This is a genomic window from Pseudomonas sp. MWU12-2319, assembly GCF_023242525.1.
In the GTDB taxonomy this organism is placed as follows: Bacteria; Pseudomonadota; Gammaproteobacteria; order Pseudomonadales; family Pseudomonadaceae; genus Aquipseudomonas; species Aquipseudomonas gingeri_D.
Window position 1 is genome coordinate 183,640 of sequence record NZ_JALJES010000013.1, and the last position, 15,153, is coordinate 198,792.

The following is a 15,153-nucleotide window of genomic DNA, read 5'->3' on the forward strand; positions in this document are numbered from 1 at the left end:
ATGCGTCGATTGAACCTCTTTCTCCCTCTCTGGCTGGGCTGCTCTGCGGTCCAAGCCGTCGAACTTATGCCATGGGAGCGATTACCCCTCGCGGTGCCGCTGCACGTCGACCAGGAGCGCATCGTCTTCATCGACCAGAACGTCAGGGTCGGTGCCCCACGCTCCCTGGGTGACACGTTGCGTATCCAGAGCACCGGCGGTGCGCTGTACCTGCGGGCCAGCGCGCCGATCGAGCCCACCCGTCTGCACCTGCAAGACGTGCGCACCGGTGAAATCATTCTGATCGACATCACCGCCACCGATGGCCAAGGACAGCCTGCGCTCGAACCCGTCAAAATCGTGAAAGGCACTGGTACGTCCATGGGCTACCGCGAAACGCCCGAGACCGACACATCAGACAGCGACGCTGACCCGTCCCTCACCACCTCGGAGAGCCCTCCTGTTTCACGGCAAACGCCAATCCCGGTGGTCCTGATCCGCTACGCAGCGCAAAACCTCTATGCCCCCCTGCGTACGGTCGAGCCCCTACCCGGCGTATTGCAGGTCAAGTCACTGCGTGACCTGGACCTGACGGGCCTGATGCCCACGCAACCTGTCACCGGCCAATGGCTGGGTGCCTGGCAGTTGGAGGACCACACCGTCAGCGCCGTCAAACTGCAGAACAGAGCTGCCATGCCCATCGCCCTGGACCCACGTGAACTGCGGGGCGACTTTATCAGCGCGGCCTTTCAGCACCCGCACCTGGGGCCGACCGGGTTCGCGAGCGACACCACAGTGGTCTATCTCGTCACCCGGGGCCGAAGCTTGGCGCAGGCTCTGCCACCGGTTCTCAGTCCGGTGGACGCCAGTACGGCCCTCACCGTCTCTACCGTGCCCGGAGGTGACCATGACCAGTAATGGACTGCTCAAGTGGTTGCTCCTGCCCCTGATCCTGCTGGTAGTGTTCGGGGTGATCAAAGCCTGCTCCCCCAAGGATGTTCCCGCAGCCAAACAGGTCAGTACCGGGCAGCCTCTGACCCCGGAGGACATGAAACAGCTCGGCATTGACGGCGACACGCCCCATGACACCGTGGCCACCCTGGTGGCCCAGACCAAGGCCATGCGCGCGGAGCTCAAGGCCTTGCTCACGGAAAACAAAGACCAGCAGAAAGAGAACGCCCGCCTGCGTCAGCGCGATAGCGACATCGATCAGCGCATTCAGAAAGCCCTGAACACGGAGCTTGAGAAAGCACAGCCCACAGGTCAGCAGCGCCTGAGCCCACAGGACACCCAGAACCTGCTGGAAGACCTCAAGCAACAGCTCTCAACCTCGTTTTTGAGCAAGGGTGGCGCCGACCTGCCCATCGGTCTGGGCCTGGAGCCCGGTGACGAAACGTCCTTCCCTGGGGCCCACACTGACCTCGTCTGGACCGAGCCTCAAGACGCTACCGCTGTCGATGCCAAGGGCCAGCCGCTGCCAGCGGGTTCTGGCAAACCAGCGAAGGGCTTCAGTTTCCCGACGGCCTTTAGTGATGAGATCAACAAGGGCCAGCGGGCCCTCAAAGCCAATACCGGTGCCGTCGGCCGCAACATCAAAACCACCGACGACAAAACCCCGGCCAAGCCCGTCTACACCCTGCCGGAAAACAGCACCCTCACCGGCTCCATTGCCATGACTGCGCTGATTGGTCGGGTACCGGTGGACGGGGTGGTGAACGATCCCTACCCCTTCAAGGTACTGATCGGCCCGGACAACCTCACGGCCAATGGCATAGATCTACCGGATGTAGCGGGTGCAGTGATCAGCGGTACCGCCGCCGGGGATTGGACACTCTCCTGCGTGCGCGGGCAGATCGTCAGCCTGACCTTCGTGTTCAACGACGGGCGCATCCGCACGCTCCCCGCACCGCAAAAACTGACCAGCCGCCAAAGCAGCGGCCAGGCCGGCCAGTCGCAACTGAACAAGATCCAGGGCGGCATCGGCTGGCTCAGCGATCCCTATGGCGTGCCGTGCATTGCTGGTGAGCGACGCTCCAACGCCCAGCAGTACCTGGGCACCAAAAGCCTGCTCACCGCGGCCGGCGCCGGGATGGCCAAGCTGCTCGAAGCCGATAAGGCCGATGTCAGCACCTTGCTCACGCCTGGCGGTGCCGCCGTCGGGGCCGGTCCATCGGCGCTGAACAGCATTCTGTCCGGGGGCGTGAAAGACATCGGCGACTGGGTGAACAAGCTCTACGGCCAGGCCTTCGCCGCCGTCTATGTGCAGCCCGGCGCATCCGTGGCCGTGCACCTGGACCGGCAGCTGGAAATTGACTACGAAACCCTCGGCCGCCAGGTGCGGCATGTGACAGGAGGTCACCATGCATCAACCCTCGATTAATCCCCTGGCCAGCCTGTGGCTGGTCATGTTCCTGGTCGGAGGCTGTACCACTGACAAGGACGACCTGCTCCCCCACGGCTCGCAGACCATGACCGATATCTGGGATCGCCATGCGGGGTCTGCCCCTCAAGGAGCCCTGAGTCAGCCGTTTCAAGAGGCCCGCCTGGCCTTGCGTCGCCCCCTCGACGATACCGGTTCTGATCAGCCCGCCTACACCCGCACGGCCCGCAACGAGATCCACAGTCAGTTCAAGCGCCTGCCCAATCCGGACATCGTGATGTACGTCTTTCCGCATCTGGCGGGGTCTGACCCGGTGCCAGTGCCGGGCTACAGCACGGTATTCCCCCTCTACCAGCGGGTGCAGTACGCCCTGCCCGGCGAACGCACGGAGGCCTACTGATGGAAACGGACAAGACCGATCCCTGGGAATTGCACGTTGAACAGCTGAGGGCCCACGGCATTTCGGAACCCGGTACCTGGCGCAGAACACGAAAGCGCCCCGCCACCAAGGCCGATGAACAGGCTCTCTACGACGTAACGCCCAGCTTTGTCGATCTGTTGCCCTGGGTGGAATATTTACCCGACACCCAGTGCCTGCTGCTGGAGGACGGCGAATCGGTGGCGGCGTTTTTTGAGCTGACGCCGATCGGCACCGAAGGTCGGGAAGCGAGTTGGCTGTGCACCGTGCGCGACGCCCTGGAAAACGCCCTGCAAGACAGCTTCGACGAGCGAGAGGAACAGCCCTGGGTGGTGCAGCTCTACGCCCAGGATGAAACCGACTGGGACAGCTACCTGCAAACCCTCAGGAACTACGTGCAGCCACGTGCCCAGGGAACGGCCTTTACCGAGTGCTACCTGACGATGTTTGGCCAGCACTTGAAAGCCCTGTCCAAACCTGGCGGATTGTTTGAAGACACCGTGGTCACCCAACTGCCCTGGCGCGGCCAGCGTCGTAAAGTGCGGCTGGTGGTTTACCGGCGCAGCAAGGGCGCTGATGGGCGTCGCGGCCAAACCCACGAACAGGCCCTCAACAGCGTCTGCGACCGCCTGCTGGGAGGCCTGGGCAATGCCGGTGTCAAAACCCGGCGTATGACCGGCGCGCAAATCCATGCCTGGCTGCTGCGCTGGTTCAACCCGCACCCACGTCTGCTGGGCGAGACCCGAGCAGACCGGGAGCGGTTCTATCAGTTGACGTCCTACCCCGATGGCCCAGCAGGTGATGAGCTGGAACTGGCCAGCGGTACCGACTTCGCCCAGCGCCTGTTCTTCGAGCAACCACGCTCAGACCTGGACCAGGGGCTTTGGTATTTCGACGAGCAGCCCCACCGCGTGGTGGTCCTTGATCGCCTGCGCACGCCGCCGGTCATCGGCCACCTGACCGGGGAAACGCCCAAAGGCGGCGATGCCATCAACGCCCTCTTCGATCAGATGCCGGAAGAGACTGTGCTCTGTATCACCCTGGTGATCTGCCCGCAGGACCAACTGGAAGCCCATCTCAATCACCTCGCGCAAAAGTCGGTTGGGGACACCTTGGCTTCTGAGCAAACCCGCGCGGACGTGCATCAAGCACGTAAGCACCTGGGCAGCGCCCACAAGCTATACCGGGGCGCGGTGGCGTTTTACCTGCGAGGCCAGGATGTCGAGGAGCTCGACCGCCGTACCTTGCAGCTTCACAACGTGATGCTCAACGCCGGACTGCAGCCTGTGCGCGATGAGCACGAAGTGGCGCCACTCAACAGCTACCTGCGTTGGTTGCCCGGGGTGTTCAACCCGGGGATGCGCCAGAGTGAGTGGTACACCCAGCTCATGTTCGCGCAGCATGTGGCCAATCTGGCGCCGATCTGGGGTCGCAGTGAAGGTACAGGGCATCCTGGATTCACGTTCTTCAACCGGGGTGGCGGCCCGCTCACCTTCGACCCCCTCAACCGCCTGGACCGGCAGATGAATGCACACCTGTTTCTGTTCGGGCCGACGGGCGCCGGTAAGTCGGCCACCCTCAACAACCTGCTCAATCAGGTCATGGCCCTGTACCGGCCACGCTTGTTCATTGCCGAGGCCGGCAACAGCTTCGGGTTGTTTGCGGACTTCGCCAAGCGCCTGGGGTTGACGGTCAATCGGGTCAAGCTGGCGCCTGGTTCTGGAGTAAGCCTGGCGCCCTTCGCCGATGCCTACCGACTGGTGGCGACACCCGACCGTGTCATGACCCTGGATACCGAAGATCTGGATGAAGCTGAATCCACGGAAGACGATGAGCGCGATGTCCTGGGCGAACTGGAGATCACCGCCCGCCTGATGATCACCGGTGGCGAAGACAAGGAAGAGCAGCGCCTGACCCGGGCGGACAGGAGCCAGATTCGTCAGTGCATCATCAATGCCGCTCACACCTGCGTGAGCCAAAAGAGAACGGTACTGACCCAGGACGTGCGCGACGCCCTGCGGGCCATGGGCAATGATCCTCATTTGCCGGAGCCGCGGCGTCTACGCCTACTGGAAATGGCCGATGCCCTGGATATGTTCTGCCAGGGCTCAGAGGGCGAGTTGTTCAACCGTGACGGCACGCCTTGGCCGGAAGCCGATATAACCCTGGTGGACCTGGCCACCTACGCCCGTGAGGGCTACAACGCCCAGCTCTCCATCGCCTACATCTCGCTGATGAACACCGTGAACAACATTGCCGAGCGAGATCAGATGCTGGGCCGGCCCATCATCAACGTCACGGACGAAGGCCACATCATCACCAAGAATCCGCTGCTCTCTCCCTACGTGGTCAAGATCACCAAGATGTGGCGCAAGCTCGGAGCCTGGTTCTGGCTCGCCACCCAGAACATCGATGACCTGCCCAAGGCCGCCGAGCCCATGCTGAACATGATCGAGTGGTGGATCTGCCTGAACATGCCGCCGGATGAAGTGAACAAGATTGCGCGGTTTCGGGTGCTCACGGAGGCGCAGAAAGCTCTAATGCTGTCCGCCAGGAAGGAGTCCGGAAAATTCACCGAAGGGGTGATCTTGTCAAAATCGATGGAGGTGCTGTTTCGGGCAGTGCCGCCGAGTCTCTACCTGGCCACGGCCATGACGGAGCCGGAGGAAAAAGCGGAGCGGTTCGCACTGATGAAAGCGTGGGGCATCACAGAGCTGGATGCCGCGATGGCCGTGGCGCAACGGATTGATCAGAAACGCGGAATTTCAGGCTCAATCGTGGATAGTGACCCTGCCCTGGGATAAACGCCTCTACTGCAAGGCGCTCATATCAGTATTCACCTTAGCGCCTTGCTATTTTACTGGCAGCCCCTGTGGTTCATGGGTAAACATCAACACCGATAGAAGCTTTATCTGAGTGCACTCAGTCTCAACCAACCTTGAAGGGTTGTGAGACCAGAAAGTACGGGAGCGAAGGGAGCAACTGGCCGCCACTACCGCCACCCCATTTGAGTGGATAAGTAAATCCAACAACAGCCACCAGGCAGAATTGATGAGCGATGTATTTATTTCTTCGAAAACCAGCGTTTCGGTTCATATTGAGTAGGAATACAACACACATGGAGAAAAATACTAATAAATGCGATCCACCCAACCACATCATTACCTTTAAAAAGCACTTCTAACGCGGGAAACATAATATCGTACCCATACTTCACAGTACTCATATGAAATGAGCCGAAGAAAACAGCCAGCACAAGGCATAACAAAAACCACCCCCACCTAAATTTTTCACCAGAAAAATACCTTGATAAAAAATACAAAAAAGAGAGCACCATAAAAGAAAACAAAAAATACAAAACCGAAACCATCAAACTACTTATCATTAGACCTGTACTCCAAATACATAGACCTTCCGGTCAAAGCATCACTAACCCCCTCAAAAACGAGTGAATTCTTACCAATTGCTTTATATGCCCTGATGTAATCAGTGTTCACATACCTGAATAGACGCCATGAGTCCGGTTTCAACACCATTCGTCCGACACCATAGGCAGACATTGTTAAATCCATGGCGCCATACGCCATATTGCCCTCTAGCTCTCCACCACCCAACGTTTTGGCGATCGCTTGGTAACCCTTCCGGACAGGGCCCTGCGTATCGGAACGCCCCCGCAAGAGGTTGCGCCCATTCTCATACATGTTATTTGTACCGTGGGCCATCATGGGAACACCCGCGAACAGACACAACGTTCCAGCAGAGGCATAGCATATCCCTGCCCCGGTTGCGAACTGGAAGGCTCCGGCAATGGCGCCGACGCCTTTTTGAGCAACCGCCAATGACTGGCTTAGGAGGCTTTTTTGTTCGTCTTTCAGCTCCTTCAGACCCTGCTCAGGGCTTTTTTTGCCCAGCTCAACATCAATAACAATACTTCTAGCGTAATACGACACCTCGCGATTGAATTGTAAACGCAACGCACCGTCTTTAATGTGCCTTGCACCTAATGTGCTGGCTTGACTTCCCAGTTTTCTGGCCGCTTGGCTAACCATCCAATAATCGCAACTGCTAGGTTTGCAACTATCATTCACCGGCTTCACTCGTAAGTCCCCCACGTACTGTATCCGCTGGTTCCGGCGACGTGGTGGGTCCAGGTAATTTCCCGGTAACGAAGAGCCACATGTTCTTGCGGCTCAGCGTCATGTTGCAAAACAGCATGAGGCATTTCAAGCGTAAGGTCAGCCACAACCCCGCCTTTGATCGAGACAGAATAAAATTTTTCCTGTGCGCCAAAGGAAGACACTCGATAGAAGCTAATGGTACAGTTTATTTCCTCTCTATTTGAAAGCGCCTGAGCGAGAAGCGGTGAGGATTTGTCCACGTTCTTAGTAATGACAATCGGATTGTGTGTTGCCCCATTAATATTCCCCACATTGGCCATATTGTGACTGTAAGACAGCACCATGATTTCGTCCGCATGTGCAGCCTGACATTTGTTACCAATAGAGTCCTGGGTTGAACAACCTGCCGAAATCAGTCCCTGAGCCTTGCCGGTGATCGTCATGTAACCGTGATTAGCCATCGCGCCACTCCTTTAATTTGGCCGCCCATCTTATTACAAGATTTATAATCAGCCCGTAGGAAACTTCTGAAAATCCAATACGAAACTATCGAGGCGCACACCGCTCTCTGTGTGCCCCACTAGTGGCTCGCACGGGCAGCTCATTAATCTCAACATCCCGAAAACAGGCGACCATTCAATTTAAATAGATAAATGAACTAAACAAACCGCCGGCTAGGCGCACCGGCCATAGGAAACGTTCAAGCTGTTAAAGGCATGAAGCATCAGCGATGCCGGGGGCCAGGATGGTTGCCGCGCAACGGATTCATCGCTTGGGGGTCGACCTTTTGAAAGCAGAGTATTTTGCCCCCCCTGCGACAACTTGCTTACCATTCACTGCGCCGTGTGCTATCGGAATCCGTTCGAATCGTCAGCGGTGCCTACTGGCAGACAGGGCAATTCAAGCATCCTCAGCCCATCCGGATCCTCTGCGGCGTTCCAGCTCCACCAACCTTCCGTTCCGTAGACACGGTCGTACCACTGGGTTTTCCGGGCCTTCTGTGCCAGGTACTCGGGGGAGCTCATCCCGAAGACTTCCACGGGGAAATCCTGCTTCATGTCCAGAAGCCAGAAATCCGGGAAAAACTCGCACTCATCTGCGTCATAGCGAAGCGGTTTTTCAAAGCACCGGCCAGCGTCGAACAACTTGGACTCCAAAGTAGATTCGTAATCGGAGTCCAACGGTATCCAGCGTTCACTGACGTGCATCAGGGCCAGGTCCAGCACCTGGGCGCGGGCACCGGTGTTGCCTTTGCCTGGCTCTACATTGAGTTGAGCGATCACCATGACCCGATCACCGCGCTTCCAGGCCGCAATCTCCTGCTTGAATCGCCTCCCGGTGTCCGCCCAGACCTCGGTAGGCATGCTCAGGTATGGCATGCCAAAGGGGCCCGCCAACGGCAGCTTGAGGACCGCCCCGTCGTGCTTGTTCTTGTCGAAGCGCGCCAATGGCGAAACCGCTATCGCTCGTCGGTTGCGCTGGATCGCGTCCAACACCACACCTTCGTTGGTGACTTCAGCTTTGGAGCGAGGGGTGGCACTGACCAGTAAGACGTCGCTCAACGTCATGCGCCCGACCTTGATCCGGCTCGCTGTTTGACGGAGGGCGCTATGGATCAACCCACTGTTGCGCTTGCCCTCCATTGCCGGGTACCAGACGTTCAGCCGCGCCTCTTGCCACAGCAGGTGGAGCAGCCCCAGCAGGGTCATCGCTGGTTTACGGGTTCCCGCGGTCGGCGCATAAATGACAATGCCTTTATCGGCACGCTCCCCCTTTGCCGCTTGCTCAAGCAGGCCACGCGCCAGGCGTACACGCAGAGTGCCGTCGTCGCCCTCCTCGACCACTCCCTGCGCATAGCCCTGCATGCCCGAGCGCTCAGGTGCTGGCGCGTAAAAGCGGCACTCGTTGGCGTGCTCCGGGCCTGTGCCGGCGAACCGGGCCAGATGGAAGTCATCGGTCGTTTCCCGGCGTTTGATCGCCAGCTTGCGCTCACCCTTGCCTGGGCAACGGCACGTGGCGTGAGTGCGGCCGTAGGCCTTCTCCAGCACGGACTTCCAGCCCTTGGCGAACTGATCTTCCGTTTGAAAGGGTTTCGAGAAGGGCTGGCCGTCGATCACGACCGTGAAGCGCTCATTGAGCATGGGAACACTCTCCTTGTGCAGGCCCTTCGCGTTGGGCCTTTGTCCTACCTGTCAGCATTCGCAATCAGGGGCATGGGCAACCCCGTAATGGCGGTCTCACGCGATCTGCCCCCTACCCTGCATCGACACCGCCCAGACGCGCTGGGCCTCCCATCATGTTCGAGTGCACCTGGGCGTCAAAGGCCAAAGTTGTCACTGAATGAAAGGGGCTAACCGGATACCTTTCGGCCCGCCGCTAACGTCGGAATCCACGCCTCCCGGCGCCCAAGATCACTGACACTCAAAACACTAGGCATAGACCCACGCAACGCAAGGAAACGTCTGACTATCTCATTCAGTGGGTTTGGATCGACTATCTGGGCTGGTTCGCTGTCGTTGGCAGCACCTTCCCCGGTAGCCAGGACCTTTAAGGCTACGATGGGTTTTCAAGCCCATGGGTCATCTGTAGTTCGCTCAGCATTCGGAAGCGCGAACAATCGTCGAGTCTCTCGACGACCGAATGCATCAACCCCATCGTGACGGAAATCCACCGTCAGGTGGGTCTCCTGATCGACTTTCCGTACAGGAGACAACATGACACTTGCGATAACGATCTACGACGCGTTGACGACCGCCAACGTTACCCCTGACAAAGCCAAAGCGGTGGTACACGCTTGGGAGGCCGAAGTGGAAAAGCTGGCTACAAAGGCTGACCTCAAACAGGTCGAGACTCATTTGACACAGTCCATCACAAACCTAGGCGTTGAGCTGAGGGCAGAACTCAAGGAGCAACGGGCTGACCACCGATCATCCATTCGGCTCCTACAATGGGGGAATGGTTTAACGCTTCTCTGCGTGGCAGTACCCTTTATCCGCAACACACTCGGGGTGTAGACCAGGTCTTCTTGGTTTGAGCCACGGTACCCATCTTCAGCCACCCGGCCTTGATCGGTGGCCCATTCGTAACAAGGCGTCGGCACTCGCCACGTCCTGATTCACCACCTATTCAGCCCATGCGGGGAACACTCCCCCGTACGGGCGCAGTGTCTCTCCGTGTTGGGCTTTTTTTGGAGAGATCCCATGCAACTGAATGCCCTTACCCCGCTGCAACAGCAACTGATCAAACTGCCGATCGTGCTCAGTGCTCGTACCTGGCAGGAAGCCGTTTACACCGAGCATCCCTTTGAGTGGGAGGACTTTGAGCAACGCCTGACTGAGGTCATTAGAGCCAGCTATCGGGCCATTCTGCAACGGCCCGAGGTATCGGTCCTTTGCAGTTACACCTACGACTTTGGCTTCTTTCGCTTGCCACCTAAGCATCTGCAGGATCAGTTTCACTGGCTGGACCTGCGCATGATCGTCGAACGAGAGCATGACACTCCAACGCTGCTACGGATCATGCTCAGGAGCGAAACTAGTCAATCGACTCGGCACACTCAAAGCATGCTCTTTGAACCCGGTCGACTGTTGAAGACCCAAAGTGTCAGTCAGCTCGAGCAACAAGGGCTGCTGGACATAGCTCCGTACCTGGGCCGGCACCTTGCCGGTGACTGGGGCGAGCTGGACGAAGACGACAAACTGAGCAACGAACAGGCGTTGCACAATGGCACCTGGCTGTTCTCGGCCTACGACATTGACGCTGGAGACAACAAAAGGCTCTACATCATCACCGAGGCAGACAGAAGCGCCACTACCGTGCTGCTGCCCTACGAGTACTGACTCATTTCCCCTGCCCCAGCTTGACTGAGGCCCATCAACCGTCTGCTCACCTTCACGGGTGAGCAGACGGTTTCCCCTTGCTGCACGTTGTGAGTCCGAGGTGCTGGTTCAATGGCGGTGCGGCCCTCGCATCCCACGCTATTTACCCGGATGCCTTGATCCGTGAAGACGGCACAAGACCTCTGACAGCACCGCGGACTTCCTCTGAAACCAGGAGGTCTTCCATGCCCAGCTCCGTAGCAAGAGCACGCGCCTATGCGTTCTACCGCCAGGAAGGTCGCTGCTATTACTGCGACTACCCCATGTATGTCACCTCGCCCCGAAAATACGCGCAGCTCTATGGCTGCTCGCGCCAGCAGGCCCTGCAGATGCAATGCACGGCCGAACACCTGGTGGCCAAGTGTGAGGGTGGCTCAAACCGCCCCTCAAACATCGCCGCAGCCTGCAAGGTGTGTAACGTACGTCGGCATCAGGGCAAGGTCGCCCTGCCGCCGCAAGCCTATCGGGAGCTCGTACAAAGCAAGGTGATGGAAGGCCGCTGGCACCCGTTTCGTCTGGCGGGGTCAGTGGTTCAGCCATAGGCAGGACACAGCAACCACCCTATGGTCGTGAGTACGACCATAGGGTGGATGTCATTGAGTCTCCCGCGCTCGACATAATGCCTCCGCTGAATTCGCAACAGCTTTATTTCCCGCCCCAATAGCGAGTCGACTCAATGTTGAGCCGACGCCAGAGAAAACTTTACGTCGTGTCCGGAGTTAGTGAACCACTACACGTGTGATAGCCAGGCCGCTGTTGCTGCAGCGGCCTGGCACCTTTCAAAGGTGGGATTGCCCCACGTTTGAACACCCACAATCAGGGGTGTTGCTTACCTTTCTCGCTGATCCAGCCTGTTGCCCAGCTCAATGGATCTCTCGAAGCCATTGGATTGAGTGGCTTTCCATCTCGCGCAGCTAGCTTCCCCTCCTCCTCCGTTTCTGTATGAATCCATACCGAGGTGTGCCTGAACCCTGCATCGCGCTGACGCTTCTTGTAGAGCCTCTGGCGATCTGCTGCTGATAGGGGCTCCTTCGAGATTTTCTTATCTGCCATATCCACCTCCGTTACCACTCACACCAAAACCATATTGCACATTCGTGAGTGGTAACGCAAGAAGAAATGAATTATTTTAAGGTTTAGCAGCCCCGCTGCGAACGGTTAACTGTCAACAGAGCAATCCTTTGACCCAGGCCTTGGGAGCCTCCTCTAGTCGTTTATTGGCGGCGAAACACCTGAATCCCAGGAGACGTCCTAGCGAGAAAGTGGCAGAATGCCACCCAATTAAATATGGAAACAAATTTATGCCTATGGATCGGAAGCGGGATTTGCAGGAACGGATAGATCGCCTGGATCGCCTGCATCGACAGCGTATAGTTACCTCTATAATTCCAATGGTTCTCGGAGGGGCATTTTTAATATATTCAATACTCTTCAGACATGAAACTTCAAATAGTACCATACAAGATACTATGAACAAGCTCACCTACTTCTACCTCCCTATATTTGCCATCGTCGCTGGCGCGACCAACATGATATATTGGTATTTGCAAACTGGCTTCCAGAGCAGATACCTTGAACTAGAAACACTCAAATACAAACCTGAACCACTATATAAAAACTCTACCGAATCGTTAGCTAAAAATCTTGCAATAGCAGAATTAAAAGAGCAGCTAGATCAACTGAAAGAGGCGATTTCATCCACGCCATCTGTCAGTGAAGAAATCACCTCAACAATCAAGAAAAAAATTGAAGATGCAGCAGGCCTAGAACTTCTTGAAAATTTTAAATCCCAGTTTGAGCGCGCGGCCGGGATTGACCATATTGAGGTAAAGCTTAACGAGGCGCACTCAACTTCCGCGAAGCGACTTAGAGATGAGATTCAAGCCTTAGGGCGACGAGGAAACGTGAATTTAGCGTTAGGAGTCTTCACTACAGTAGTAGGCCTCATACTACTTACCGTATTCATATTCAAAAACGAACAAACAACGACTGAGGCCATTCCATATGCAGTAAATTTTTTTCCTCGTTTGACACTTGTGATCTTTATTGAAATTTTCGCTTACTTTTTTTTACGCCTATATAAAGCCGGCTTGAGTGAAATCAAATATTTTCAAAATGAGCTAACGAACATCGAGTCAAAACAACTAGCATTAATCACAGCACTGCGATGCGACAGTGTGAACATAATTTCAAAAGTGGTCGAGACTCTAGCTGGGACGGAACGGAATCACATACTGGAGAAGGGACAAACCACTACCGAAATTGCGAAAATCCAACTGGAAAAAAATCAATTCATAGAAATATCAAAAGCATTAGCCTCTGCTATCCCAAAGGGTAAGTAGCTGAGGTAATTCGGAACGTGCCCATTCGCAATGGTCAATTGAAAGCCCTACACTCCCTCGCAGTGAAACTATCTCAATGTGAGCCGTTTGATCCCAGTGATCCGGCTCATTTCACTGATCGGAGTTATAAAAGTCAAATCCAAAATCTAATCCCACTAGATTTAAAAGCAGAATACCGAATGATCCACAAGCCAGGACCATCATCAGTGTACTGAATTATGAGTGCATCATGTAGCTGGCAGCGATGTGAGCAAATTCCGCGCATCTAACCAATGCACTCAGTTTTAAGTGCATCTCCTCCCAAGGGAAAAACCCCGCAATACCCCGCTCCCACAGTGGAATATCGCGATGTGTGACGTTTTGGTTCTCAGTATTCGGCACAGGCTTACCCAATGAAGCGCGTACGCTGCGGCAGCTCCATCACTCGCTCTTGAAAACCATTTACCACCCCGCTACTGTGAGGCTGGGGAAACCTCTCCTACATCCAAAAAAAGGCAAAGGAATGAGCACAGATATCGAGTTTATGATTGGTGATATTGTCAAATTAAAGTCGGGAGGACCTAACATGACGGTGAAGGCTTATCGCGCCTCCGCCGACATATACACCTGCCAATGGTTTGCAGGTAAGAAATTGGAGCAAGGCGAATTCAGACCGCATGGCTTAACAATAGTAGTGCTAGAACCTGAGGAAAATTAATGGACGCGAACTCAGTAGCGGAATGGATGCTCGCCCAGATTCAGCGTGAAACGTGCGTGTACCAAGACAATGTAGTGGAACGCCTGGTCAAAGCTAAGCGCGAAGATTTGCTTACCGAGAACGCAGACGGTAATCAAGTGATTGGCAAGGCTGTGCTGGCCGCTTTCCGCAAGCTGACTCCGGACACGGTGGTCTGGGTGAAACCGGATCGGTATTGGCGTTTCCGCGTTGCAGAGGACGAGCCGGGGCGGGACGCAAGAGGCTAAAGCGCTCAGATTTGAAGGGGGTCTCCGCGACGGAGATCCCTCGTCCCGGCGCAGGGCGCGGAGTCGTTGATCCTGGCGAAGTCGCAACGCCTCACCGTCTGAACAAGCGCTGACGCCAGGTAAGCAAGTGGGCTTTCCAAATAACTCCATTGTTGAAAGACACGCACCAGTGCGTTAATTCAAGGATGTCCTTCTCATACGGAATCCGTAGCAAAAAATCGTGATATGAGCCGGGGGCAACCTCAATAGCTCCTCCCTCACCTACCCGAACGAGGCCAGTGTGCCAAACAGCGGTTTTATAGGCATGATATGTCGATCCGTTACGGTCCGACAGCCAAACGTCCTCTACGAATGCTGGCACAGCGCCGATGTTCCTTACCCGCACCTCGAAACACTCAAGAAGTTGCCCAGCACCGAAGCCATCCCTGTTGTTATGCCTCGCTGCGCTCTGTTTATCTTCCAGGCCGGGAATCACTTTCCCTTCAGCCTTAACTCGGCCTTTTCCCTTTCGATAGTCCACAAAGCTTTTGATCATCGCCGGTAACGACTTCAGACCGGCGAGCGCGTATCCAGCTGCGCCACCTACGGCCAACTCCTGCCAAGCGTTAGCAAAGTACTCAGCTATCGAGTGAAGGTTCATCAAGGCGGCCCTATCCTTGGAAAATCTGAGCGTAACCGACCTGCGAACAATGCTCTAGTATCTGACAGTGATTTCAAGCTTCGTATGACCAGGCAGGAGTTGGAAAGCTCTCAGGTTCTTCGTCCTGCGATAGATCGACGATGCCTTGGTTCTCCGTGACATGTGAGTACTGTACATGGTTGAGTCAAGCCCAATGGTTGTCATCTACGCTTTAACTATTCGAACATATTGCCTAGGGGAAAGATGGTCTGAGTCGTGCAAACGGCTTGGAAACAAGCAGTTCTCGCCGCGGAGGCGTGCCTAATGCATCCAAGCCTCCAGAACAATTCGGGTTTGCTCAGTGATTTCGAATTGCGCTGGATGCTGGATTTTTTGCTGCATCACGATGGCCTGTGACGGCTCGATCACGGTCTCGCTCATTTACCGCCTTTCAAT

At 56.1% G+C, this 15,153-nt stretch carries 14 protein-coding genes and 1 pseudogene; 9 read left to right on the forward strand and 6 right to left on the reverse strand.

From position 1 onward, the window contains the following. The 4 genes from M5C01_RS21550 to M5C01_RS21565 are packed head-to-tail and all read left to right on the forward strand — an operon-like array spanning position 1 to position 5,581. Positions 1-897 (forward strand): TIGR03749 family integrating conjugative element protein, encoded by an 897-nt coding sequence (locus tag M5C01_RS21550; protein WP_152740746.1) that lies wholly within the window; start codon positions 1-3, stop codon positions 895-897. Further along, a complete protein-coding gene (locus tag M5C01_RS21555) occupies positions 887-2,359 on the forward strand; it encodes a TIGR03752 family integrating conjugative element protein (RefSeq protein WP_152740745.1) in 1,473 nt (490 codons plus the stop codon). Before M5C01_RS21550 ends, M5C01_RS21555 begins: the two co-directional genes overlap by 11 nt. Beyond that, positions 2,340-2,759, forward strand: coding sequence for a TIGR03751 family conjugal transfer lipoprotein (locus M5C01_RS21560; RefSeq protein ID WP_152740744.1), 420 nt, complete (start codon positions 2,340-2,342; stop codon positions 2,757-2,759). The genes M5C01_RS21555 and M5C01_RS21560 overlap by 20 nt, the downstream gene beginning before the upstream one ends. Then, the gene (locus tag M5C01_RS21565; RefSeq protein WP_152740743.1) at positions 2,759-5,581 is read left to right on the forward strand and encodes a conjugative transfer ATPase; all 2,823 of its coding nucleotides are present in this window, start codon (positions 2,759-2,761) and stop codon (positions 5,579-5,581) included. The genes M5C01_RS21560 and M5C01_RS21565 overlap by 1 nt, the downstream gene beginning before the upstream one ends. Positions 5,582-6,151: 570 nt before the next feature. Here the strand turns inward: M5C01_RS21565 and M5C01_RS21570 are convergent. From M5C01_RS21570 to M5C01_RS21580, 3 genes are all read right to left on the reverse strand, one after another. Beyond that, on the reverse strand, positions 6,152-6,826 hold the full coding sequence (locus tag M5C01_RS21570) for a DUF4225 domain-containing protein (RefSeq protein ID WP_152740886.1): 675 nt from the start codon (positions 6,824-6,826) through the stop codon (positions 6,152-6,154). Positions 6,827-6,870: 44 nt separating this feature from the next. Further along, positions 6,871-7,356 carry an Hcp family type VI secretion system effector gene (locus tag M5C01_RS21575; RefSeq protein WP_152740742.1) on the reverse strand — a complete coding sequence of 162 codons (486 nt, stop codon included), beginning with the start codon at positions 7,354-7,356 and terminating at the stop codon, positions 6,871-6,873. 387 nt (positions 7,357-7,743) lie between these two features. Further along, complete coding sequence (locus M5C01_RS21580; RefSeq protein ID WP_152740741.1) at positions 7,744-9,036, reverse strand: DUF1173 family protein; 1,293 nt, start codon at positions 9,034-9,036, stop codon at positions 7,744-7,746. A gap of 1,059 nt (positions 9,037-10,095) precedes the next feature. On the opposite strand from M5C01_RS21580, the gene M5C01_RS21585 reads away from it, so the two are divergent. Together M5C01_RS21585 and M5C01_RS21590 are read left to right on the forward strand one after the other, a co-directional pair. After that, positions 10,096-10,734, forward strand: coding sequence for a hypothetical protein (locus M5C01_RS21585; RefSeq protein WP_152740739.1), 639 nt, complete (start codon positions 10,096-10,098; stop codon positions 10,732-10,734). A gap of 224 nt (positions 10,735-10,958) precedes the next feature. Continuing rightward, entirely contained in the window at positions 10,959-11,315 is a 357-nt protein-coding gene (locus M5C01_RS21590) for an HNH endonuclease signature motif containing protein (RefSeq protein ID WP_103498605.1), read from the forward strand. Positions 11,316-11,589: 274 nt separating this feature from the next. Here the strand turns inward: M5C01_RS21590 and M5C01_RS21595 are convergent, their stop codons facing one another. After that, the gene (locus M5C01_RS21595; protein WP_152740738.1) at positions 11,590-11,826 is read right to left on the reverse strand and encodes a hypothetical protein; all 237 of its coding nucleotides are present in this window, start codon (positions 11,824-11,826) and stop codon (positions 11,590-11,592) included. A 128-nt stretch (positions 11,827-11,954) separates the two neighbouring features. On the opposite strand from M5C01_RS21595, the gene M5C01_RS21600 reads away from it, so the two are divergent. The 3 genes from M5C01_RS21600 (at position 11,955) to M5C01_RS21610 (ending at position 14,078) form a co-directional block, all read left to right on the forward strand. Then, entirely contained in the window at positions 11,955-13,115 is a 1,161-nt protein-coding gene (locus tag M5C01_RS21600) for a hypothetical protein (protein WP_152740737.1), read from the forward strand. A gap of 502 nt (positions 13,116-13,617) precedes the next feature. Beyond that, entirely contained in the window at positions 13,618-13,812 is a 195-nt protein-coding gene (locus M5C01_RS21605) for a DUF2158 domain-containing protein (protein ID WP_152740736.1), read from the forward strand. Further along, the gene (locus M5C01_RS21610; protein ID WP_152740735.1) at positions 13,812-14,078 is read left to right on the forward strand and encodes a hypothetical protein; all 267 of its coding nucleotides are present in this window, start codon (positions 13,812-13,814) and stop codon (positions 14,076-14,078) included. The genes M5C01_RS21605 and M5C01_RS21610 overlap by 1 nt, the downstream gene beginning before the upstream one ends. A 91-nt stretch (positions 14,079-14,169) precedes the next feature. Here M5C01_RS21610 and M5C01_RS21615 read toward each other — a convergent pair whose 3' ends face one another. Both M5C01_RS21615 and M5C01_RS21620 read right to left on the reverse strand, forming a co-directional pair. Continuing rightward, positions 14,170-14,721, reverse strand: coding sequence for a hypothetical protein (locus M5C01_RS21615; protein ID WP_152740734.1), 552 nt, complete (start codon positions 14,719-14,721; stop codon positions 14,170-14,172). A gap of 51 nt (positions 14,722-14,772) precedes the next feature. Next, a pseudogene (locus M5C01_RS21620) lies at positions 14,773-15,114 on the reverse strand (tyrosine-type recombinase/integrase); the annotation flags it as partial. Positions 15,115-15,153 lie beyond the last annotated feature (39 nt).